Annotated in this window: 20 protein-coding genes and 3 tRNA genes; 12 read left to right on the forward strand and 11 right to left on the reverse strand. The window is 72.0% G+C overall.

Going from position 1 to position 21113, the window contains the following annotated elements; genetic code table 11:
* Positions 1 to 79: 79 nt before the first annotated feature.
* A complete protein-coding gene (locus ACFYXE_RS18435; protein WP_361181192.1) occupies positions 80 to 1558 on the forward strand; it encodes a N,N-dimethylformamidase beta subunit family domain-containing protein in 1479 nt (492 codons plus the stop codon).
* Between the two features lie 116 nt (positions 1559 to 1674).
* Positions 1675 to 2571, forward strand: coding sequence for a phosphoribosylaminoimidazolesuccinocarboxamide synthase (locus ACFYXE_RS18440; RefSeq protein WP_389313529.1), 897 nt, complete (start codon positions 1675 to 1677; stop codon positions 2569 to 2571).
* A 51-nt stretch (positions 2572 to 2622) separates the two neighbouring features.
* On the opposite strand, the gene ACFYXE_RS18445 is transcribed toward ACFYXE_RS18440, so the two are convergent.
* From ACFYXE_RS18445 to ACFYXE_RS18480, 8 genes are all read right to left on the reverse strand, one after another.
* Positions 2623 to 2698, reverse strand: a tRNA-Gly gene (locus tag ACFYXE_RS18445).
* A gap of 23 nt (positions 2699 to 2721) precedes the next feature.
* Positions 2722 to 3330: a response regulator transcription factor gene (locus ACFYXE_RS18450; RefSeq protein WP_361172919.1), complete on the reverse strand. Its 609-nt coding sequence runs from the start codon at positions 3328 to 3330 to the stop codon at positions 2722 to 2724.
* A complete protein-coding gene (locus ACFYXE_RS18455; RefSeq protein ID WP_389313532.1) occupies positions 3327 to 4682 on the reverse strand; it encodes a sensor histidine kinase in 1356 nt (451 codons plus the stop codon). The genes ACFYXE_RS18450 and ACFYXE_RS18455 overlap by 4 nt, the downstream gene beginning before the upstream one ends.
* Before the next feature lie 11 nt (positions 4683 to 4693).
* Positions 4694 to 5473 carry an ABC transporter permease gene (locus tag ACFYXE_RS18460; RefSeq protein ID WP_389313534.1) on the reverse strand — a complete coding sequence of 260 codons (780 nt, stop codon included), beginning with the start codon at positions 5471 to 5473 and terminating at the stop codon, positions 4694 to 4696.
* Entirely contained in the window at positions 5470 to 6441 is a 972-nt protein-coding gene (locus ACFYXE_RS18465) for an ABC transporter ATP-binding protein (RefSeq protein ID WP_389313536.1), read from the reverse strand. The genes ACFYXE_RS18460 and ACFYXE_RS18465 overlap by 4 nt, the downstream gene beginning before the upstream one ends.
* A gap of 149 nt (positions 6442 to 6590) precedes the next feature.
* Positions 6591 to 6666, reverse strand: a tRNA-Gly gene (locus tag ACFYXE_RS18470).
* Positions 6667 to 6745: 79 nt separating this feature from the next.
* A tRNA-Gly gene (locus ACFYXE_RS18475) sits at positions 6746 to 6817 on the reverse strand.
* 122 nt (positions 6818 to 6939) lie between these two features.
* The gene (locus ACFYXE_RS18480) at positions 6940 to 7257 is read right to left on the reverse strand and encodes an Lsr2 family protein (RefSeq protein ID WP_389313538.1); all 318 of its coding nucleotides are present in this window, start codon (positions 7255 to 7257) and stop codon (positions 6940 to 6942) included.
* Between the two features lie 353 nt (positions 7258 to 7610).
* On the opposite strand from ACFYXE_RS18480, the gene purS reads away from it, so the two are divergent.
* The 8 genes from purS to ACFYXE_RS18520 all read left to right on the forward strand — a co-directional run bounded on the left by purS (position 7611) and on the right by ACFYXE_RS18520 (position 14942).
* Positions 7611 to 7883, forward strand: coding sequence for a phosphoribosylformylglycinamidine synthase subunit PurS (purS, locus tag ACFYXE_RS18485; protein ID WP_389313540.1), 273 nt, complete (start codon positions 7611 to 7613; stop codon positions 7881 to 7883).
* On the forward strand, positions 7880 to 8560 hold the full coding sequence (gene purQ, locus ACFYXE_RS18490; RefSeq protein WP_389313542.1) for a phosphoribosylformylglycinamidine synthase subunit PurQ: 681 nt from the start codon (positions 7880 to 7882) through the stop codon (positions 8558 to 8560). The genes purS and purQ overlap by 4 nt, the downstream gene beginning before the upstream one ends.
* Positions 8557 to 10806: a phosphoribosylformylglycinamidine synthase subunit PurL gene (gene purL, locus ACFYXE_RS18495; protein ID WP_389313544.1), complete on the forward strand. Its 2250-nt coding sequence runs from the start codon at positions 8557 to 8559 to the stop codon at positions 10804 to 10806. Before purQ ends, purL begins: the two co-directional genes overlap by 4 nt.
* 97 nt (positions 10807 to 10903) lie before the next feature.
* Complete coding sequence (locus ACFYXE_RS18500; RefSeq protein WP_389313546.1) at positions 10904 to 11410, forward strand: ArsR/SmtB family transcription factor; 507 nt, start codon at positions 10904 to 10906, stop codon at positions 11408 to 11410.
* A gap of 70 nt (positions 11411 to 11480) precedes the next feature.
* Complete coding sequence (locus tag ACFYXE_RS18505) at positions 11481 to 12344, forward strand: M23 family metallopeptidase (protein ID WP_389313673.1); 864 nt, start codon at positions 11481 to 11483, stop codon at positions 12342 to 12344.
* Between the two features lie 55 nt (positions 12345 to 12399).
* Positions 12400 to 13041 (forward strand): TetR/AcrR family transcriptional regulator, encoded by a 642-nt coding sequence (locus ACFYXE_RS18510; protein ID WP_389313548.1) that lies wholly within the window; start codon positions 12400 to 12402, stop codon positions 13039 to 13041.
* 74 nt (positions 13042 to 13115) lie between these two features.
* Positions 13116 to 13910, forward strand: a complete 795-nt coding sequence (locus ACFYXE_RS18515; RefSeq protein ID WP_389313550.1) for a sterol carrier family protein — start codon at positions 13116 to 13118, stop codon at positions 13908 to 13910.
* A 120-nt stretch (positions 13911 to 14030) separates the two neighbouring features.
* Positions 14031 to 14942 carry an META domain-containing protein gene (locus ACFYXE_RS18520; protein ID WP_389313552.1) on the forward strand — a complete coding sequence of 304 codons (912 nt, stop codon included), beginning with the start codon at positions 14031 to 14033 and terminating at the stop codon, positions 14940 to 14942.
* Here the strand turns inward: ACFYXE_RS18520 and ACFYXE_RS18525 are convergent.
* From ACFYXE_RS18525 to ACFYXE_RS18535, 3 genes are all read right to left on the reverse strand, one after another.
* The gene (locus ACFYXE_RS18525; RefSeq protein WP_389313554.1) at positions 14857 to 16275 is read right to left on the reverse strand and encodes an LPXTG cell wall anchor domain-containing protein; all 1419 of its coding nucleotides are present in this window, start codon (positions 16273 to 16275) and stop codon (positions 14857 to 14859) included. The genes ACFYXE_RS18520 and ACFYXE_RS18525 overlap by 86 nt on opposite strands.
* 186 nt (positions 16276 to 16461) lie before the next feature.
* A complete protein-coding gene (locus ACFYXE_RS18530; RefSeq protein ID WP_389313556.1) occupies positions 16462 to 17895 on the reverse strand; it encodes a sulfatase in 1434 nt (477 codons plus the stop codon).
* A gap of 120 nt (positions 17896 to 18015) precedes the next feature.
* The gene (locus ACFYXE_RS18535) at positions 18016 to 18114 is read right to left on the reverse strand and encodes a putative leader peptide (RefSeq protein WP_361172960.1); all 99 of its coding nucleotides are present in this window, start codon (positions 18112 to 18114) and stop codon (positions 18016 to 18018) included.
* A gap of 224 nt (positions 18115 to 18338) precedes the next feature.
* Between ACFYXE_RS18535 and purF the strand changes: the two genes are divergently transcribed.
* Together purF and purM are read left to right on the forward strand one after the other, a co-directional pair.
* On the forward strand, positions 18339 to 19865 hold the full coding sequence (purF, locus tag ACFYXE_RS18540; RefSeq protein ID WP_361172962.1) for an amidophosphoribosyltransferase: 1527 nt from the start codon (positions 18339 to 18341) through the stop codon (positions 19863 to 19865).
* A gap of 37 nt (positions 19866 to 19902) precedes the next feature.
* Positions 19903 to 20976, forward strand: coding sequence for a phosphoribosylformylglycinamidine cyclo-ligase (gene purM / locus ACFYXE_RS18545; protein ID WP_389313559.1), 1074 nt, complete (start codon positions 19903 to 19905; stop codon positions 20974 to 20976).
* Positions 20977 to 21113: the final 137 nt, after the last annotated feature.

Consider the following 21113-nt stretch of genomic DNA (forward strand, 5'->3'; position numbering starts at 1 on the left):
ATGTGATGTGCTGGGAGCGGCCTCCGGACCGCCGCGCGCGCAGGCGCCGCAGGCCCGGGGGAGCGAGGGAGGGGCACAGATGAAGTCGGAGCCGAACCGCCGCTGGGAATCGGGTGCGCTGGCGCACGCCGTATCGGATCCTTTCGGCCAGGGTCCGCTGCCCTGGCTGCGCGGGGCCGAGCACTACTTCGACGACACCGGCCACGTCGTCCCCTGGTACGTCGACCACGCCGCGGCCCCCGGCGCGAACATCCCGGCCCCCCGCACCGGCGGCCCGCTCAACGCCGACGACGTGCGCCGCCAGATCAAGGGCTTCACCTCCACGGGGGCCGCGGCCCCGGGCGAGGCCATCGACTTCCACGTCACGGTCGACCCGCCCCAGCAGTTCAGCGTCGACATCTACCGCATCGGGCACTACGGCGGCGACGGCGCCTCGAAGATCACCACCAGCCCCCGGCTCTCCGGCATCGTCCAGCCCGCCCCGCTCACCGCGGACCGCACGGTCTCCTGCCACCACTGGTGGCTCTCCTGGCGCCTGCAGATCCCGAGCTACTGGAGCATCGGGGCGTACGTGGCGGTCCTCACGACCGCCGACGGCTACCGCTCGCACGTCCCCTTCACGGTCCGCGACGACCACCCCGCCGACCTCCTGCTGCTCCTGCCGGACGTGACATGGCAGGCGTACAACCTCTACCCCGAGGACGGCCGCACGGGCGCCAGCCTCTACCACGCGTGGGACGAGCAGGGCGCCCTGCTCGGCGAGAGCGAGGCCGCCGTGACGGTCTCCTTCGACCGCCCCTACGCGGGCGCGGGCCTGCCCCTGCACGTCGGCCACGCCTACGACTTCATCCGCTGGGCCGAGCGCTACGGCTACGACCTGGCGTACGCCGACGCCCGCGACCTGCACGCGGGCCGCATCGACCCCACCCGCTACCGCGGCCTGGTCTTCCCCGGCCACGACGAGTACTGGTCGGCGAGCATGCGCCGCACCACGGAGCTGGCCCGCGAGCACGGCACGTCGCTGGTCTTCCTCTCCGCCAACACCATGTACTGGCAGGTGGAGTTGGGCCCCTCCCCGTCGGGCGTCGAGGACCGGCTGCTGACCTGCCGCAAGCGCCGGGGGCCGGGCCGCCCCGCGCTGTGGCGGGAGCAGGACAAGGCGGAGCAGCAACTGCTCGGCATCCAGTACGCGGGCCGCGTCCCCGAGCCGCACCCCCTGGTCGTCCGCAACACCGACCACTGGCTGTGGGAGGCCACCGGGGCGCACGACGGCGACGAGATCGAGGGCCTGGTCGCCGGCGAGGCCGACCGCTACTTCCCGCGCACCGCGCTCCCCGAGCACGAGGAGCGCATCCTGCTCGCCCACTCCCCCTACGAGGACACCGAGGGCGTCACCCGCCACCAGGAGTCCTCCCTCTACCGCGCCCCCTCGGGCGCCCTGGTCTTCGCGTCCGGCACCTTCGCCTGGTCCCCGGCGCTCGACCGCCCCGGCCATGTGGACACCCGCATCCAGCGGGCCACGGCCAATCTCCTGGACCGCATCTGCAAGCGGGACTGACCCCGCCGGGACGGCCGCGGCCCGTGCCCCGCACGGCCCGGCCCGACCCCTGGCCAGGACCGCGCTCCCGATCAGGGAGAATCGATGTCACTTGGCCAGAACCACGGGAGGGAACCGTGTCCGGATTCGTAGAAAAGCCCGAGCCGCTGCAGGTGCCGGGCCTGGTCCACCTCCACACCGGCAAGGTGCGCGAGCTGTACCAGAACGAGGCGGGCGAGCTCGTCATGGTCGCCAGCGACCGCCTTTCCGCCTATGACTGGGTGCTGCCCTCGGAGATCCCCGACAAGGGCCGTGTCCTCACCCAGCTCTCGCTGTGGTGGTTCGACCAGCTCGCCGACCTCGTCCCGAACCACGTCGTCTCCACCGACGTGCCGCGCGGCGCGCCCGCCGACTGGGCGGGCCGCACCCTGGTCTGCCGGTCCCTGGAGATGGTCCCGGTCGAGTGCGTCGCCCGCGGCTACCTGACCGGCTCGGGCCTCCTGGAGTACGACGAGTCCCGCACCGTCTGCGGACTCGCCCTGCCCGAGGGCCTGGTCGACGGCTCCGAGCTGCCCGCGCCGATCTTCACGCCCGCCGCGAAGGCCGCCGTCGGGGAGCACGACGAGAACGTGTCGTACGAGGAGGTCGCCCGCGAGGTCGGCGCCGAGACCGCCGCACAGCTGCGCCAGACGACCCTCGCGGTCTACGGCCGGGCCCGGGACATCGCGCGTGAGCGCGGTCTGATCCTCGCGGACACGAAGTTCGAGTTCGGCTTCGACGGCGAGGAGCTCATCCTCGCCGACGAGGTCCTGACCCCCGACTCGTCCCGCTTCTGGCCCGCCGACCAGTGGGAGCCGGGCCGCGCCCAGCCCTCCTACGACAAGCAGTTCGTGCGGAACTGGCTGACCTCGCCGGCCTCCGGCTGGGACCGCGGGAGCGAGCAGCCGCCGCCCGCGCTGCCGCAGGACGTGGTCGACGCCACCCGCGCCAAGTACATCGAGGCGTACGAGCGGCTGACCGGCACCGCCTGGTAGCGGCGGGACGCACGAAGAAGGCCCCGGTCGGTGACCGGGGCCTTCTTCGTGTGGAGCGGACGACCAGGTTCGAACTGGCGACCTCAACCTTGGCAAGGTTGCGCTCTACCAACTGAGCTACGTCCGCGCTGCGCCGAAGCGCGAGGACAACTATACCCAACCTCGCTCGCGCGCGAGACGCACTGCCGCATGACGGTTCTCGGCGCCGATCTTGGTGGCCGCCGAGGAGAGGTAGTTGCGGACGGTCCCCTGGGACAGCGCGGCGCGCTCGGCGATCTCCGCGACGGGCGCGCCGTCGGCGGCCAGTTCGAGCACCTCGGCCTCGCGGGCGGTCAGCGGGGAGTCCCCGGCGGAGATCGCGTCGGCGGCCAACTCCGGGTCCACGTAACGGTTTCCGGCGTGCACGGTGCGGATGATCTCCGCGAGCCGCTGGGCGCTCACGGTCTTCGGCACGAAGCCCCGCACGCCCACCGCGAGGGCCCGCTTGAGATGTCCCGGTCTGCCGTGACTCGTCACGATCATGGTGCGGCACCCGGGGAGTTCGTCGCGCAGGGATGTGGCGACGCTCACACCGTCGGCACCCGGCATCTGCAGGTCGAGCACGGCGACGTCGGGGCGGTGGGCCCGCGCCATGGCGAGCGCCTCGGGGCCCGACGCGGCCTCGGCGACCACGACGAGGTCGTCCTCCAGGCCGAGCAGGGCGGCGAGCGCCCCGCGGATGAGGTGCTCGTCGTCGGCGAGCAACACCCGGACACTCACGCGACCGCCCCCTGATTCCGCCCCTGCTCAGGGGCCTGATCCTGTTCCTGTTCCTGTTCCGGTTCCTGTCCCGTGCCGGCCCCCGCGGCCCGTTCCCGCCCGGCCCCGTGATCCGGTGCCCGCAGCGGCACCTGCGCGGTGAGCCGGAAGACGCCCCGGTCGGACGCGAAGTCCAGGACGCCGTCCACCGCGGCGAGCCGTTCGCGCAGCCCCGCGAGACCGGACCCGCGCCCCTGGGGCGGTGCCTGCGGCCCCTTGGGCGCCTGGGGCGCCCCGTCGTTCTCCACGGTCAGCGTCGCCCGCCGCTCGTCCACGGCCAGCGCGATGTCGCACCGCCCCGCGTCCCCGTGCCGCAGCACGTTCGTCGCGGCCTCCCGCACCACCCAGCCGAGCGCCGACTGCACCGACCCCGGCAGCCCCGCCGCCGACCCGGTCACCCGGCAGGTGATGCCGGCCGCCTCCAACACGCCCTGCGCCCCCGCCAGTTCCACCGCGAGGTCGATCTCCCGGTAGCCGCGCACGACTTCCCGTACCTCCTTCTGCGACTCCTGGGCGATCCGCTGCACCTCGACCATCTGGTCGACCGCCTCGGGCCGCCCGCGCCGTGCGAGCTGCACCGCGAGCTCGCTCTTGAGCGCGATGACGGCGAGGTTGCGCCCCATCACGTCGTGCAGGTCCCGGCCGAACCGCAGCCGCTCCTCGGCGACCGCGAGCCGCGCCTCGACCTCGCGGGCCCGGTCCGCCTCCCACATCACGGAGAGCGTCCAGGCGCCGCAGCGGCAGGAGAGCAGCGTCAGGAGCGCGCCGAAGCCGATCAGCGCGCCGAGTCCGATCAGCCGGCCGTCGCGCACGCCCGCGGCGGCGAACGCGGCGACGACCACCACGTCCAGGACCGCCATCCGGGCCAGGAAGGCCCGTACCGGCACGGCGAAGGCCAGGGACTGGGCGAACGGGATCAGCAGGTACATGGCGGTGAGGGAGAGCAGGCCCTCCTTGACGCCGTCCGCGACCTCCAGGGCGAGCGCCAGGCCGTAGGCGACGGCCATCAGGGCGCCCGCCACCGCGATGTCGCGGCGCGGCAGGTCCCGGCGCTTGAGGAAGTGGTCGACCGAGCGGCGCAGCGAACGGTTGGCCTGGACGCACTGGGTCGCGCCCACCGCGATCAGCGTCCAGCCGAGGATCTGCGCGGTGGCGTCGTGCCGCAGGCTCAGGCCCAGCGGCAGCGAGCCCCAGCTGACGTAGAAGATCCAGGGCAGCGCGTGCCACATGGCCGTCGACTGGAACTCGACCTTCTCGATCTTGCTGCGGCCGTCCCAGCGGCGCCGCCACTCCCGCGCGCGGTCGAGGAGCACTGCTACCTCCCTCAGTGCCGGGGTTCCCAGCGGAACCACCGTCGTACAGCAAACACCGCGACCAGGGTCCAGGCCACCGCCGTGGCGACCGCGGCCAGCGTGTCCCCGGCCGAGAGGTGGCCGGCCCAGCCGCCGCGGATGAGCTCGACGACGGGGGAGAGCGGCAGCAGCTCGCAGACCGCGGCGACCTTGTCGGGCATGACCTCGAAGGGGATGAAGAGGCCGGAGCCGATCATCGACCCGAAGATCAGCGGCATGCTCATGACCTGCGCGGACTCGGTGGAGCGGGCGAAGCTGCCGGTGACGGCGGCCAGCGCCGCGAACATCACCAGGCCGGCGGCGACGCCCAGGACGACGAGGTGGGGCGCGCTCGGCGCCCCGGCGTCCAGGAGCACCGCGCAGCCCACGGCGAGGATGACGGACTGCACGATCGCGATCACGATGGACGGGAGCGCGGCGCCCGCGAGGATCTCGGGGTCGCGCAGCTCACCGGTGCGCAGCCGCTTGAGCACGAGCTCCTCGCGCCGGGCGACGTAGACCGCGGTCAGCGCGGAGTAGACGGCGAAGAGCAGCGAGAAGCCGAGGGCGCTGGGCAGCACGACGGTGCCGACGTCGAGCCCGGTGCCCTTGAGGTCCATGTTCTTGGCGGCCTGCTGCATGCTGAGGGGGATCACGAACGGCACGAAGAGCGCCGCGAACAGCGTCCCCTTGGCCCGGCCGAGCAGGGTCAGTTCGGCGCGGGCGAGCGCCCGCATCCGTCCGGCCGGGGTGGTCATGGTCACGGTGCTCATGCCGCCATCTCCTTCGTGGCGGGGCGCCCGTGGGAGCCCTCGCCGCCGGTGCTCTGCGCGTCCCGCGCGATGCGCAGGAACGCCTCCTCCAGGGTGGCCGCGCGCACGTCGAGCGCGCGCAGTTCCACCCGCGCGTCGCGGGCCCACGTCAGCAGTCCCGTGGCGGCGCGTTGCAGTTCGTCCGTACGCAGCGTGATCCGCTGCCCGGCCGTCTCGTGGCCGGTCACGCCGAGCTCGCCGAGCGGCGGCAGGTCGCCGACGAAGTACCCGTCGGGCAGCTCGAAGGAGAGGTGCGAGGGCTGGGCGGCGACCACGTCGGCGACGCGGCCCTCGGCGGCGATGCGGCCCTCGTGCAGGATCGCGAGGCGGTCGGCGAGCGACTCGGCCTCCTCCAGGTAGTGCGTGGTGAGCAGCACGGTGGTGCCGTTGTCGCGCAGTTCGCGGACCAACTCCCAGGTCGCGCGGCGCCCTTCGGCGTCGAGTCCGGTGGTGGGTTCGTCGAGGAAGAGCACGTCGGGCCGGCCGAGCAGGGCCATCGCGAGGTCGAGGCGGCGCTTCTCGCCGCCGGAGAGCTGCTTGACGCGGACGCCGGACCGCTTGGCGAGTCCGACGATCTCCAGGGCCTCGGCGGTGGGCCGGGCCCCGCTGGTGCAGCCCGCCCACATCCGCGCGGTCTCGGCGACGGTCAACTCGGCGGGGAAGCCGCCCTCCTGGAGCATGACGCCGATGCGGGGGCGTACCGCGGCCCGTTCGGCGTGCGGGTCGTGGCCGAGGACCCGCACCCGTCCGGCGGCGGGCGTGGCGAGTCCTTCGAGGACCTCGACGGTGGATGTCTTGCCGGCGCCGTTGGTGCCGAGCAGCGCGAACAGTTCGCCGCGTCCCACGGTGAAGGAGATGCCCCGTACCGCCTCGAAACCTCCCCCGTACACGCGCCGGAGATCGGTCACGTCGATCACTTGGTCAGTCATGTGTCGAGCCTCCCCCGGTGCCGGGGGGACCGGCAGTGCGCGCTGTCACCGGCCCGCATGACAAATGTCAGGAGGGCGGGCGGGAGAGCGGGGGCGCGGGGGGCGGGAAACGAAGAAGACCCCGGTCGAATGGACCGGGGTCTCTCACGTGGAGCGAACGACGAGGTTCGAACTCGCGACCTCAACCTTGGCAAGGTTGCGCTCTACCAACTGAGCTACGTTCGCATTGCCTCCGACCGGCTCTCACCGATCGGCGCGGGCACCAGCTTACCGCAACCGGAGGACCGGTCCGTGAGCGATGCAGAGCGGGTGACAGGAATTGCACACTGCGCCTTCCCCCTGGAAGGGGGATGTTCTACTACTGAACTACACCCGCATGACTCCGTGAGGTCCGGCCTTCCGGCCTCGCCCCTCGGCGTGCTCCAGACTCTAGCCGACCGGGAGGGGTGCAGCGCAAGTCGGTTGCCGCGAGGGGCCGGGACCGGACGGAGTGCCAGGTCAGTTGGCCGCCTCGAAGGCCTCGTAGACCTTCTTGGGGATGCGGCCGCGGGGCGGCACGTTCATCTGGTGCGAGCGCGCCCAGGCGCGGACGGCCGACGGGTCGGGGGACACCGCCGTGTGCCGGAAGGCCATGCCGGACCTCGACCGCTTGCGGGCCGCCTCCAGGTACGGGGCAAGTGCCGTGCGCAGTTTCTCGGCATTGGTTTGATTGAGGTCGATCTCGTACGACGAGCCGTCCAGACCGAACGCGACCGTTTCCGCCGCTTCCCCGCCGTCGATGTCGTCAAAGAGAGTGACCACGACACGTTGCGCCACGAATATCGGTCCCTTCGCGCGGCTCTACCGCGTTGACATGCGGTGATGCCGACTGCACGGATGTTTTGGGCAAAGTATCGACTATTGCCATTTCCTTTGTACAGTGCCCGGCAATACATTGTGAAGCCTGTCCTAATACCTCCGCGTGTCCGGCTTTGAATGACGATGCGTGATCTTTCGTGGATTCATCGTGAAGGTTCTCGGTTCGAAACCTGCTTGACCACCGGAATGTGACCGTCATCTCGTAGGTTGCTACGAATCTACGCGAGTAGAAATTTTGTGCCGGTAGTCTGAAGGAACCTGCTCAGCACCTCGCAAGCAGCACACGCCAGCACCACACACCGGGAGTGCCAGTGGCACGCGTCGTAGTCGACGTCATGCTCAAGCCGGAGATCCTCGACCCCCAGGGCCAGGCGGTGCAGCGTGCACTGCCGCGCCTCGGTTTCCAGGGCATCTCCGACGTACGTCAGGGAAAGCGCTTCGAACTCGAGGTCGACGGGCCGGTCGACGACGCGGCCCTCGCCCGTATCCACGAGTTGGCGGAAACCTTCCTCGCCAACACCGTGATCGAGGACTTCGTCGTAAAGGTCGAAGAGGGCCAGAAGGCCGAGGAGGCCGCGAAGTGACTGCTCGAATTGGAGTCGTCACTTTCCCGGGAACCCTCGACGACCGCGACACCCAGCGCGCCGTCCGCGTCGCGGGCGCCGAAGCCGTGGCGCTGTGGCACAAGGACAAGGACCTCAAGCAGGTCGACGCCGTGGTGCTGCCCGGCGGGTTCTCCTACGGCGACTATCTGCGGGCCGGCGCCATCTCGCGTTTCTCCCCGGTGATGGAGTCCGTCATCGCGCAGGCGAAGGCCGGAATGCCGGTGCTCGGCATCTGCAACGGCTTCCAGGTCCTCACCGAGACCCACCTGCTGCCCGGCGCGATGCTGCGCAACAACCACCTGCACTTCATCTGCCGCGAGCAGAGGCTGCGCGTGGAGAACGCGTCGACGGCCTGGACCGCGGACTACACCGCCGGCCAGGAGATCCTGATCCCGCTCAAGAACATCGACGGGCAGTACACCGCCGACGAGCGGACCCTGGACATGCTGGAGGCCGAGGGCCGCGTCGCCTTCCGCTACCTCGACGGCAACCCCAACGGCTCGCTGCGCGACATCGCCGGCATCACCAACGAGGCGGGCAACGTGGTCGGCCTCATGCCGCACCCCGAGCACGCGGTCGAGCCGCTGATCGGGACCGGCCGCACCGACGGCCTGGGATTCTTCACCTCGATCCTGAAGAAGCTGGTCAACGCATGACTCTGGACACCGTCAAGCACGCGGGCGAGACGCCCGACGTCAAGCTCCCCTGGGCCGAACTGGGCCTGAAGGAAGACGAGTACGAGCGCGTCCGCGAGATCCTCGGCCGCCGCCCGACCGGCGCCGAGCTCGCCATGTACTCCGTCATGTGGTCCGAGCACTGCTCGTACAAGAGCAGCAAGATCCACCTGAAGCAGTTCGGCGAGAAGGTCCCGGAGAACGACGCGATGCTCGTCGGCATCGGGGAGAACGCCGGCGTCGTCGACGTCGGCCAGGGCTACGCCGTCACCTTCAAGGTCGAGTCGCACAACCACCCGTCCTACGTCGAGCCCTACCAGGGCGCGGCCACCGGCGTCGGCGGCATCGTCCGCGACATCATCGCGATGGGCGCCCGCCCGGTCGCCGTCGTGGACCCGCTGCGGATGGGCGCGGCCGACCACCCCGACACCAAGCGGGTGCTGCCCGGGGTCGTCGCGGGCATCGGCGGCTACGGCAACTGCCTGGGCCTGCCCAACATCGGCGGCGAGCTCGTCTTCGACGCCTGCTACCAGGGCAACCCGCTGGTCAACGCCGGTGCCATCGGCGTGATGCGGCACGAGGACATCCACCTCGCGAAGGCCTCGGGCCCCGGCAACAAGGTCATCCTGTACGGCGCCCGCACCGGCGGCGACGGCATCGGCGGCGCCTCCATCCTGGCCTCCGAGACCTTCGACGACACGAAGCCGAGCAAGCGCCCCGCCGTCCAGGTCGGCGACCCCTTCCAGGAGAAGCTCCTCATCGAGTGCACCCTGGAGGCCTTCGCCGAGAAGCTCGTCGTCGGCATCCAGGACCTCGGCGCGGCCGGACTCTCCTGCGCCACCAGCGAGTTGGCGTCCAACGGCTCCGGCGGCATGCGCGTCGAGCTGGACGACGTGCCGCTGCGCGACTCCACGCTCACCCCTGAGGAGATCCTCATGAGTGAGTCGCAGGAGCGCATGTGCGCGGTCGTCGAGCCCGAGAAGGTCGAGCGCTTCCTCGCGATCTGCGAGAAGTGGGACGTCATCGCCACCGTCGTCGGCGAGGTCACCGACGGCGACCGCCTGGAGATCTTCTGGCACGGCGAGAAGATCGTCGACGTCGACCCGCGCACGGTCGCGCACGACGGCCCGGTCTACGAGCGCCCCTACGCCCGCCCGTCCTGGCAGGACGCCCTGCAGGCGGACGACGCGAACGAGCTGCCCCGCCCGGCGGACGCGGCCGAGCTGCGCGCGCAGGTCCTCAAGCTGGTCGCCGCGCCGAACCAGGCCGCCAAGTCCTGGGTCACCGACCAGTACGACCGCTTCGTGCAGGGCAACACCGTGCTCGCGCAGCCCGAGGACTCCGGGATGATCCGGATCAACGAGGAGACGGGCCTCGGCGTCGCCATCGCCACCGACGGCAACGGCCGGTTCGCGAAGCTCGACCCGTACGCGGGCGCCCAGCTCGCCCTCGCCGAGTCGTACCGCAACGTCGCCGCGTCCGGCGCCAGGCCGCTCGCGATCTCGGACTGCCTGAACTTCGGTTCGCCCGAGGACCCGGACGTCATGTGGCAGTTCGCCGAGGCCATCCGCGGCCTCGCGGACGGCTGCCTGGAGCTGGGCACCCCGGTCACCGGCGGCAACGTCTCGCTGTACAACCAGACGGGCGAGGCGGCGATCCACCCGACGCCGGTCGTCGCCGTCCTCGGGGTGATCGACGACGTCGCCCGGCGCACGCCGATGGCGTTCGCGGAAGAGGGCCAGCTCCTCTACCTGCTCGGCGACACGCACCAGGAGTTCGGTGGTTCGGCCTGGTCGCAGGTGGTCCACGGGCACCTCGGCGGGCTGCCGCCCAAGGTCGACCTGGCGCGCGAGAAGCTGCTCGCGGAGATCCTGATCTCGGCCTCGCGCGACGGCATGATCGACGCCGCGCACGACCTGTCGGACGGCGGTCTGGTGCAGGCCGTCACCGAGTCCTGCCTGCGCGGCGGGAAGGGCGCGCGCCTGGTCGTGCCGGACGGCCTGGACGCGTTCACCTTCCTGTTCAGCGAGTCGGCGGGCCGCGCGGTCGTGTCCGTGCCGCGCAGCGAGGAGCTGCGGTTCACCGACATGTGCGGGGCGCGGGGCCTGCCCGTGCGGCGCATCGGTGTCGTCGACGGCGACGCGGTCGACGTGCAGGGCGAGTTCACCCTGCCGCTGAGCGAGCTGCGCACGGCGCACGAGGAGACGATCCCGGGCCTGTTCGCCTGATCGTCCCGCTCCGGAAGCCCCCGCCAGGACTTGGTCCCGGCGGGGGCTTCGTCGTGGGGGACTTGAAGGAAGTTACGTAATTACGTAATCTCGACGCATGGATCTGGAAGAGCGGGTCGCCGCCCTGGAGCGGCGCGTGGCGGAGCTGGAGGGCGCGGGACCGGCCGCGCCCGCCGTGGGGGAGGGCGATTTCTGGGCCCTCGACGCCCTGAAGGCACGCCATCCGGTGACCGACGAGGCGGACGGCGCCGTGCTGTTCGCCGGTGCGGTCCGCACGCCGCCGGGCCACCGCTACGAGTGGCAGTACGGCCTGCTCACCGAGTCGGTGTTCGAGGACGACTGGTCGCAGGCGGCCGAGTCGTTCGCCGCGCTCGGCCATCCCGTACGGCTGCGGCTGCTGCGGGAGGTCCTCGGCGGGCGGCGCACGGCCGCCGAGCTGGCCGCGCTCGACGACGTCGGCACGACCGGCCAGATCTACCACCACCTGCGCCAGTTGACCGGCGCGGGCTGGCTGCACAGCGCGGAGCGCGGGCGCTACGAGGTGCCCGCCGGGCGGGTGGTGCCGCTTCTCGTGGTGCTGACCGCCGCGCGCCCGGTGGGGTGACCACCGCGCGCCCGGTGGGCTGACCGCCGCGCGCCCGACCGTTTCAACGTTCCAGGGGGATGTCGTGTCCATACGTCTGCGCAAGTCCGTCGCGCTCATCCAGCGCCTGCTGTGGCTGGTCTTCTTCGTCCAGGCGGTCGCCGGGACCTTCGTGGACCTGCCGTACAACTACTGGCTGGGCTGGCTGCCCGCGGTCGGGGCGATCGCCATCGGCGTCGTGACCACGCGCGCGACCCGGCGGCGCATCCAGGCCGCCCCGCCGGCCGCCGTCGAGGTCGGCCCGCCGGTCACCGGCCGCTGGTCCGCGCTCAACAGCCCCGCCGACAAGGTCCCGAGCCACGGCACGCACAGCCTCGGCCAGACGTACGCCATCGACGTCACCGCCGAGCCGGACGCGGGGCCCGCGCGGCCCGCCCCCGTCTGGTTCTGGCCCGTCGCCAGGCCCGCCCGGGCCTACCCCGCCTTCGGGGCACCGCTGTTCGCGGTCGCCGACGCCACCGTCGTGCACGCCGAGGACGGCCAGCGCGACCACCTCAGCCGCAGCTCGCTGGCCGGGGTCCTGTACTTCTGGCTGATCGAGGGCATCTTCCGGATCATGGGCGGCAACCGCCGGATCGTCGGCAACCACGTCGTGCTCGACCTGGGCGGGGGCACGTACGCGCTGTACGGGCACGTCCAGAAGGGGTCCCTCGCGGTCCTGGCGGGCGACGAGGTCGTCGCCGGGCAGCGGCTCGGCGGCTGCGGGAACTCCGGCAACTCCACCGAGCCGCACGTGCACTTCCAGCTGATGGACGGCCCCGACCTGGACACGGCGCGGGGTGTTCCCTTCCGCTGGCGCGGGGTGGGCGTGCCCGCGAACCGCGAGGTGTTCACGGCCGCCGTCCCGGCCCCCGGCGCCTCCCCGGCCGCCGAGGACCGGACGGTCAATCTTTAGACCGGGCCGAAAATTTGTCCTGGTACAGTGCGCCGCATGGCGGAGGAAGCACGGCATGGCTGAGGAAGCGCTGGGGCTGCGCGCGCGCAAGAAGCGGCAGACCGCGTCGCGGATCTGGCGCAGCGCGCTCGACCTCTGCCTGGAACGCGGCTTCGACAAGGTCTCCGTCGCGGAGATCGCGGCCGCCGCGGACGTCTCCAAGATGACGGTCTTCAACTACTTCGGCACCAAGGAGGACGTGCTCCTCGGCCCGATGGAGGAGCACGTCGCCGACGCCGCCGACGCGGTGCGCGGACGCGGACCCGGGGAGTCGGCGGTGGACGCGCTGCGCCGCCAGTTCCTCGCCAGGGTCGCCGGACGCGACCCCTCCATCGGCCTGTCCGACGACCCGCGGCTGCTCCAGATGCGGCGGCTCATCAGCGACACCCCCGCCCTCGCCCGCCGCACGCTGATCTTCCAGATGCGCGGGGTGGAACTCCTCGCCGACGTCCTCGCTGAGGAGACCGGCGACCGGCTGCTCGCGGGCGTCGCCGCCCAGCAGCTCGTCGCCGCCCGGGACGCGGTCATCCTGGAGAACCACCGCAGGCTGCTCGCGGGCGACCGGGCCGAGGACATGGCGGACGACTGCGCGGCCCTCGCCGAGCGCGCCTTCGACCTGGTCGAAAAGGGACTCCAGGGGTACCCGAGGAGCGCCTAGGGCGTGTTTCGAAAGTGGCGTCGTCCGCCCGCAGGGCAGACGGGACTTTCGAAACACGTCCTAGGCTCGGCACCATGCCCCCGGCCAAGAAGCGCACGCGCGCGTACGACCCCGCCAAGACCCGCACCGCCGTCCTCGCCCAGTTCGGCCATGTACGGGAGGCGGTGCGCACCCTCACCCCCGAGCAGCTCGCCCGTCCGACGCGGCTCGGCGCGTGGACCGTGCGCGAGCTGGCGGCCCACCTCGCGGCGGTGCTCGGCACCCTGCACCGCGCCCTGGACCAGGCCGAGCCCGGGCGCCACGAAGTGCCGCTCATGGACTGGCCGTTCGCGACCGTCACCGCCGCCGCCCGCGTCGACGAGGACACCCGGGCCGCCGCGGACGGCGCCGACCTGGACGAGCTGTTCGCGCGCACGGCCGCGGGCATCGGCGCGAGCCTCCAGGACGCCCCCGACACCCGCCTGGTCCCCTCCCGCTTCGGCGCCATGACCCTCGCCGACTTCCTGGTCACCCGGGCCGTCGAACTGGTCGTCCACACCGACGACCTGAACGACGCGGTGCCGGGCCTCGACGTCCCGTACGACCGCAAGGCCCTGGGCGCCTGCGTCCGGCTGCTCGCCGACGCCCTCGCGGTGAAGGCGCCCGGCGCGTCCACCGAGGTGCGGATCCCGCCCTACGCGGTGGTGCAGTGCGTGGCGGGCCCCCGGCACACCCGCGGCACCCCGCCCAACGTCGTCGAGACCGACCCGCTCACCTGGATCCGCCTCGCGACCGGGCGTACGGACTGGGCGAGCGCGCTCGACGTGGCGCGGGTCAGCGCGAGCGGCGAACGGGCGGACCTCTCGGGGCTGCTGCCGATCATGGGGTGAGCGGTGACGGGACGCGCGCTCGCCGGGTGACGGGACGCGCGCTCGCCGGGTGACGGGACGCGCGCTCGCCGGGTGACGGGAGGGGCGCGGGGGACCGGCCGATGGAACCGGCACCCCCACGTGTCCCGTCACATCGTCATGCACACGCAGCGTCTGACCCTCACCCTGACCGCGCTGGCCTCCGCCGGGCTGCTGCTCACCGCATGCGGCACCGAGTCGGGAGCCGGCTCCGAAGGCGACTCCGGCAGCCGCTCCGCGGGAAGCGCGCAGCGCCTGACCGGCGTCCGCTGGAACGTCGAGAGTCTCACCCTGGGCGGCACCGAGCACCGGGCCCCCGAGGACGTGTACCTGAAGATCGGCAAGAACGGACGGGCCGGCGGCAGCTACGGCTGCAACCGCGTCGGCTCCGACGTGTCGGTCAAGGGCGACACCGTGGACTTCGGCACGCCGCTCATGACGAAGCGGGCGTGCGCGGACGAGGACCGGATGGCCTTCGAGAAGCGCTTCGTACGCGCCCTCGGCGCGGGGAAGTTCACCGCGAAGGTCGACGGCGACCGGATGACCCTGACCACCGCCAAGGGAGACCGCGTGAACCTCTCCTCGCAGCCCGCCGAGCCGGACGCCCCGCTCACCGGCACCAAGTGGACGGTGCGCGGCATCGGCGACGACCGGACCGCGGCGGCCCTGCCGAAGGCCCTGACGGACAAGGTCCATCTGACCTTCGCGGACGGCAAGGTGCGCGGCAACCTCGGCTGCAACGACGTGACCGCGAAGGCCGAGGCCGCCGACGGCCGCATCACCCTCGGCCCGGCCGCGACCACCCGGAAGATGTGCCCGGGGGACGCGATGAGGACCGAGCGCAAGCTGCTCGAACTCTTCGGCGGCCAGGTGCGCTACGAGGTCGCGCGCGACACGCTGCGGCTGACCGCCGACGACGGCACCGTGGTCAGCGCGAGTGCCGACGGGAAGAGCGACCGGAAGAGCGACCGGAAGAGCGACGGGAAGACCGACGCGAAGAGCGCGGAGAAGTAGCGGCGGCCGTCCGGCGGCGGGACCTCAGCACGAACGCCGCTCCGATCGCGAGCAGCAGCCCGCCGCCGACCGTCGCCGGGACCGAGGTGCCCGAGTCTGCGCCGGTCTCGGCCAGTTCGGACGTGCCGCCCGCGGGCCGCACGCCGTCGGCCGCGTCCGTACCGGCACCGCTCCCGGCCCCCGTCCCGGCACCGCCCGCCTCCGCCTCCGTACGCGCCGGGGCATCGGTGTCCGGCCCCGCCCCGGACGCCGCGCTCTCCGGGGCCGCCACCCCGTCCAGGCTCACCGACACCGTCGCCGCGTCCGCCCCGGCCTTGACCACCTCGACCTCGACCTTCCGCGCGGTGTCGGTCAGCCGCGTCCCCGCCGCGAGGGCGTCCGCGTCGGCCGGCGCGTCGCCGCCGGTGGACTCGTCGGCGTCCGGGGTCGGGTCGATCAGCGCCGACTTGGCGTAGTCGCCGCCGGGCACCCGGTAGGCGTGCACGCCCTGGATCTCGCCGTCGAGGGTGCCGGACCCGTGCCGCAGTTCCACGACCAGACGGTCGTCGCCGAGCGGGATGTCGAGCGCGCGGACCCCGCCGCCCTTGCCGTACAGCGGGCGCAGTTCGTATGTCCCGGACGCGCCGACCCGCTTGGCCTCGTCGCCGGTCAGCCAGGAGTTGTGGAGCAGCTCGGGCGAGGTCAGCCCGGCCTCCCAGCCGCCCCCGCCCATCGGGGTCTTGTGGCTGGTGCCGTCCTCCTTGCAGCCCGCGCCGAGGTCGCCGTCGGGGCAGCGCAGCCGCATGTGGTGGCTGTAGCCGAAGTTGTGCCCGAACTCGTGGACCAGGGCGGTCATCGACATCTTGCCGTCGGCGCCGACCGGCATCCAGGTCGTGCCGCCGCCGACGGTGCCGAGCGCGAGCCAGTCGCAGCCGGCCTTCTCCGCGGGGAAGACCAGGGACAGGTGGTCGTAGCTGTCCTCCGGCACGCCCTGCTCGGCCAGCGCCGCGCGGGTGAGGTCGTTGATCTTCCCGGTGTCGCAGCCCGCGGCGGGCAGGTCGATGTCGACGGGCCCGGCGATGCCGTCGCCGCGGGCCGCCTCGAAGGTGGTCGCGCCGCCGGTGACCTCGTTGTAGTACGAGGTCAGGGAGGAGCCGGCACCGAAGTAGTTGTCCTTGAGGGCGTTCTCGAGGGTGCCCGCGTCCGGTATGCGGCTGTCCGTGAAGTTGACCATGGCGACCTGGACGCGGCGCTCGGGCCGGTCGGCGGCGGATGCCTGGGCGGCGCCCGCGGCGGTGACGCCGAGTGCGGCGAGGGCGGCCGGTACGAGGCGGGCGCGGGGGGACAGCTGCATGACGGGCCTTCCGGGGTGGGGGGAGGGAGCGCGGGATCAACCGACCTTCGCCCGACGGACGTTAGCGATCACGGCGCCCCCTGGGACCCCCACCGGGCACCCGTTAGGACCCCCTTAAGCCCGGGCTAAGAAACCGGGCCCCGCACGACCACGGACGGGCCCCGCGCGACCACGGACGGGCCCGCCCTACGCCGCCGGGTAGGGCAGCAGCCCCTTGTCCGTCCGCTCCCACGCCGCCTTCAGCTCGGCGAGGAGCTTCGGCTCGGCGGCGGCCCGGTCGGCCTGCTCGCGCCGGTCGGCCGAGAGGTCGAAGAGCTGGTCGGGACCGCTCTTGCCCCGGTAGTACTTCCAGTCGCCGCGCCGCAGCGCCCGCTCCCCGCGCACCCGCCAGAACAGCTCACGCTCGGCGAGCTCCGTGCCCTTGAGCAGGTAGGGCGCGAGGCTCGTGCCGTCCAGCGGATACGCCGGGTGCGGGCGCGCCCCCGCGATCTCCAGGAGCGTCGCCGTCCAGTCGGGGGTGTAGACGGGTGCGCCGCTGACCTGCCCGCCGTCGAGCCGCGCCGGCCACCGCACGATGGTCGGCACCCGGATCCCGCCCTCCTTCAGCGAGCCCTTGTTGCCGGACAGCGGCCAGTTGTACGAGAAGCGCTCGCCGCCGTTGTCGGAGGCGAAGAACACCAGCGTGTCCCGCTCCTGCCCGGACTTCTTCAGCGCCTTGAGGACCTCGCCGACCGACCGGTCCAGGTCCTCGACCATCTCCGTGTACTTCTCGACGGACCCGCCGTCCTGGTGCCACAGCGCGCCCGGCTCGCCCGCCTTGATCCGCCGGACGATCTCCGCGCTCTCCTTCTCGTCGCCGTCCGCGATCCAGGGCCAGTGCGGGGTGGTGAAGTTCAGGTTGAGCAGCCACGGCTGGTCGCCGTGGTCGCGCCGTACGTACGCGCTCGCCCGCTCGGTGAGGATGCGCGTGTAGTAGCGCAGGTCCTTGTACTCGGCGTCGCCCTCCCGCACGTCGCCCTCGTACAGGTCGTACTCCCCGCCGAGCCCGAGCTTCGAGTAGTACTCCAGGGCCCCGCCGAAGTTCCCGAAGAACTCGTCCCAGCCCGACCGGGTCGGCGAGTAGTCCGGCAGGTAGCCGCAGTGCCACTTGCCGATCAGCGCGGTCGCGTACCCGGCGTCGCGCAGCAGCGAGGCGAGCGTGGGGTGGGTCGGGGCCAGGCCCACGGACTTGTCGGCGATCGGCTCGGCGAGCCCGCCCTTGGTGCGCCCGGGGTAGCGGCCCGTGTACAGGCTGAAGCGGGTGGGCGAGCAGGTCGCGGAGCCGGAGTAGGCGTCGGTGAAGCGGACGCCCTGACGGGCGAGCCGGTCCAGGTGGGGCGTCTTGATGTGCGGCGACCCGTAGGCGGAGAGGTCGGCCCAGCCGAGGTCGTCGCCGAGGATGAAGAGGATGTTGGGCCGCTTGGCGCGCCGGTGCGGCGCGGCCCGGAACGGCCGCTCGTGGGCGTCGGGGGCGGAGGCCTGCGCCGGTGCCGCGGGCAGCCCGACCGCGGCGGCGGTCGCGGAGGCACCGACCACGCCGCCGAAGGCCCGCCGGGACAGCTTGGATTCGTACGAAGACACAGAGCGCTCCTGAACGGGGCTCGGCACGCGGGCCCGCCACGCTCACAGGGCGTCACGGCGCACGGCGTCCCGGGCCCGGAGAGAAAGGGGGAGGAGACGGGCGGAAGAGGGCGGAAACGTTCAGGCAGCGCGACGACAGATGGCGCTCGCGACACGGACCAGGTCGACGTGGCGGCGCTCCACGAGGGCGACCCGGAGGTCGCACAGGGGCGGCTGCATGGGCCAGGAGCCTGGTCGGGACCCCCGTCACGTGTCAACGGAAGTGCCCGGCTGTTCACACGGGCTTCGTACTACCGGGGGCTACCCGGGGCTACCGGGGGGTACGCACCCGGCGCGGCGCCGACCCGGCGGGCGCCGGGCGCGCGAGGGCCCTTCGTCACCGTCCGTGCATGGTCTGTATCCCCAATTCGGACCAGTGGTCGATCTCGCCTACACTCGGTGCCGTGCCACGTGGTGACGGTCGACTCAATCACGATCTGCTCCCCGGCGAGAAAGGCCCCCAGGACGCGTGTGGCGTCTTCGGTGTCTGGGCTCCGGGCGAAGAGGTCGCAAAGCTCACGTACTTCGGGCTCTACGCCCTCCAGCATCGGGGCCAGGAATCCGCGGGAATCGCGGTCAGCAACGGCTCCCAGATCCTCGTCTTCAAGGACATGGGCCTCGTGTCCCAGGTCTTCGACGAAACGTCTCTCAGTTCGCTCCAGGGTCATATCGCGGTCGGTCACGCCCGCTACTCGACCACCGGAGCCTCCGTATGGGAGAACGCCCAGCCGACGTTCCGTGCCACCGCGCACGGCTCCATCGCGCTCGGGCACAACGGCAACCTCGTCAACACGGCCCAGCTCGCCGAGCTGGTCGCCGACCTGCCCAAGGAGAACGGCCGCGCGACCCAGGTCGCCGCGACCAACGACACCGACCTGGTGACGGCTCTCCTGGCGGGCCAGGTGGACGACGACGGCAAGCCGCTGACCATCGAAGAAGCCGCCATGAAGGTCCTCCCGGACGTGCAGGGCGCCTTCTCCCTGGTCTTCATGGACGAACACACGCTGTACGCGGCCCGTGATCCGCAGGGCATCCGCCCGCTGGTCCTCGGCCGCCTGGAGCGCGGCTGGGTCGTCGCCTCGGAGTCCGCGGCGCTCGACATCTGCGGCGCCAGCTTCGTCCGCGAGGTCGAGCCCGGCGAGTTCGTCGCGATCGACGAGAACGGCCTGCGAACGTCCCGATTCGCGGAAGCGAAGCCCAAGGGCTGCGTCTTCGAGTACGTCTACCTGGCGCGTCCCGACACGGACATCGCCGGGCGGAACGTCTACCTCTCGCGCGTCGAGATGGGCCGGAAACTGGCCGAGGAAGCTCCCGTCGAGGCCGACCTCGTCATAGCGACCCCCGAATCCGGCACCCCCGCCGCGATCGGTTACGCCGAGGCGTCCGGCATCCCCTTCGGTGCGGGCCTGGTCAAGAACGCCTACGTGGGCCGGACCTTCATCCAGCCCTCGCAGACGATCCGCCAGCTCGGCATCCGGCTCAAGCTCAACCCGCTCAAGGAAGTCATCAAGGGCAAGCGTCTGGTCGTCGTCGACGACTCGATCGTCCGCGGCAACACCCAGCGCGCCCTGGTCAAGATGCTCCGCGAGGCCGGCGCCGCCGAGATCCACATCCGGATCTCCTCGCCGCCCGTGAAGTGGCCGTGCTTCTTCGGCATCGACTTCGCGACCCGCGCCGAGCTCATCGCCAACGGCATGACGATCGACGAGATCGCCACCTCGATGGGTGCCGACTCGCTCTCGTACATCTCCATCGACGGCATGATCGAGGCCACGACCATCGACAAGCCGAACCTCTGCCGCGCCTGCTTCGACGGCGAGTACCCGATGGACCTGCCCGATCCCGAGCTGCTCGGCAAGCAGCTGCTGGAGACGGAGCTGGCCGCAGGCCCGGCGTCCACGGCCGCGGCCGACGCGATCCGTCGCCCGTAGGCATCCGCAACACACGACACGAAAGCTCTCAACAACCATGTCTGAGACCACCGGTGCCAGCTATGCCTCCGCAGGCGTCGACATCGAGGCGGGCGACCGCGCCGTCGAGCTGATGAAGGAATGGGTCAGGAAGACCCGGCGTCCCGAGGTCGCGGGCCTCGGCGGTCTCGGCGGCTTCGCCGGGCTCTTCGACGCCTCGGCCCTCAAGCGCTTCGAGCGCCCGCTGCTCGCCTCCGCGACCGACGGCGTCGGCACGAAGGTCGACGTCGCCCGGCAGATGGGCGTCTACGACACCATCGGCCACGACCTCGTCGCGATGGTCATGGACGACATCGTCGTCTGCGGCGCCGAGCCGCTCTTCATGACCGACTACATCTGCGTCGGCAAGGTCCACCCCGAGCGGGTCGCCGCCATCGTGAAGGGCATCGCCGAGGGCTGCGTCCTCGCCGGCTGCTCCCTCGTCGGCGGCGAGACGGCCGAGCACCCGGGCCTGCTCGGCCCGGACGACTTCGACGTCGCGGGCGCCGGGACGGGCGCGGTCGAGGCCGACCGCCTGCTCGGTCCCGATCGCATCCGGAAGGGTGACGCGGTGATCGCCATGGCGGCCTCCGGTCTTCACTCGAACGGGTACTCGCTCGTGCGGCACGTGGTCTTCGACCGCGCCGGCTGGTCCCTGGACCGCCGGATCGAGGAGTTCGGCCGCACGCTCGGCGAGGAGCTCCTGGAGCCCACCAAGATCTACTCTCTGGACTGCCTGGCGCTCACCCGCACCACGGACGTCCACGCCTTCAGCCACATCACCGGCGGCGGCCTCGCGGCGAACCTGGCCCGGGTGATCCCGGACGGCCTGCACGCGATCGTCGACCGCGGCACGTGGACTCCGGGCGCCGTCTTCGACGTGGTCGGCAGGACCGGCCGGGTCGAGCGCCTGGAGCTGGAGAAGACGCTGAACATGGGCGTCGGCATGATCGCGATCGTCCCCGGGGAGTCGGCGGACGCGGCGCTCACGACCCTCGCGGACCGCGGCCTGGAGGCCTGGGTCGCGGGCGAGATCACCGACCGCGGCGACCACGCGACGGGCGCCGCCCTGATCGGTGACTACGCCAAGTAGCCCGGCGGGGCCCCCTGCGGGCGGGCCCCCGGAGCAGCACAAAACCCGGTCCGGTGTGGAATCCACCCCGGACCGGGTGAGGTGCAGTTGCTATGCCAACTGCGAATGCTGCGTAGGCAACCAGTGCTGCGTATGCA

This window comes from Streptomyces sp. NPDC002564, from assembly GCF_042889645.1.
Classification (GTDB): domain Bacteria; phylum Actinomycetota; class Actinomycetes; order Streptomycetales; family Streptomycetaceae; genus Streptomyces.

What these genes read in the sequence shown, in the direction of transcription:
- ACFYXE_RS18525 (WP_389313554.1), bottom strand. Translation starts at nt 16,275, where the DNA reads ATGCAGCTGTCCCCCCGCGCCCGCCTCGTACCGGCCGCCCTCGCCGCA.
- ACFYXE_RS18535 (WP_361172960.1), bottom strand. Translation starts at nt 18,114, where the DNA reads ATGCAGCCGCCCCTGTGCGACCTCCGGGTCGCCCTCGTGGAGCGCCGC.
- ACFYXE_RS18465 (WP_389313536.1), bottom strand. Translation starts at nt 6,441, where the DNA reads ATGACTGACCAAGTGATCGACGTGACCGATCTCCGGCGCGTGTACGGG.
- ACFYXE_RS18435 (WP_361181192.1), top strand. Translation starts at nt 80, where the DNA reads ATGAAGTCGGAGCCGAACCGCCGCTGGGAATCGGGTGCGCTGGCGCAC.
- ACFYXE_RS18460 (WP_389313534.1), bottom strand. Translation starts at nt 5,473, where the DNA reads ATGAGCACCGTGACCATGACCACCCCGGCCGGACGGATGCGGGCGCTC.
- purM (WP_389313559.1), top strand. Translation starts at nt 19,903, where the DNA reads ATGTCTGAGACCACCGGTGCCAGCTATGCCTCCGCAGGCGTCGACATC.
- purL (WP_389313544.1), top strand. Translation starts at nt 8,557, where the DNA reads ATGACTCTGGACACCGTCAAGCACGCGGGCGAGACGCCCGACGTCAAG.
- ACFYXE_RS18500 (WP_389313546.1), top strand. Translation starts at nt 10,904, where the DNA reads ATGGATCTGGAAGAGCGGGTCGCCGCCCTGGAGCGGCGCGTGGCGGAG.
- ACFYXE_RS18510 (WP_389313548.1), top strand. Translation starts at nt 12,400, where the DNA reads ATGGCTGAGGAAGCGCTGGGGCTGCGCGCGCGCAAGAAGCGGCAGACC.
- ACFYXE_RS18515 (WP_389313550.1), top strand. Translation starts at nt 13,116, where the DNA reads ATGCCCCCGGCCAAGAAGCGCACGCGCGCGTACGACCCCGCCAAGACC.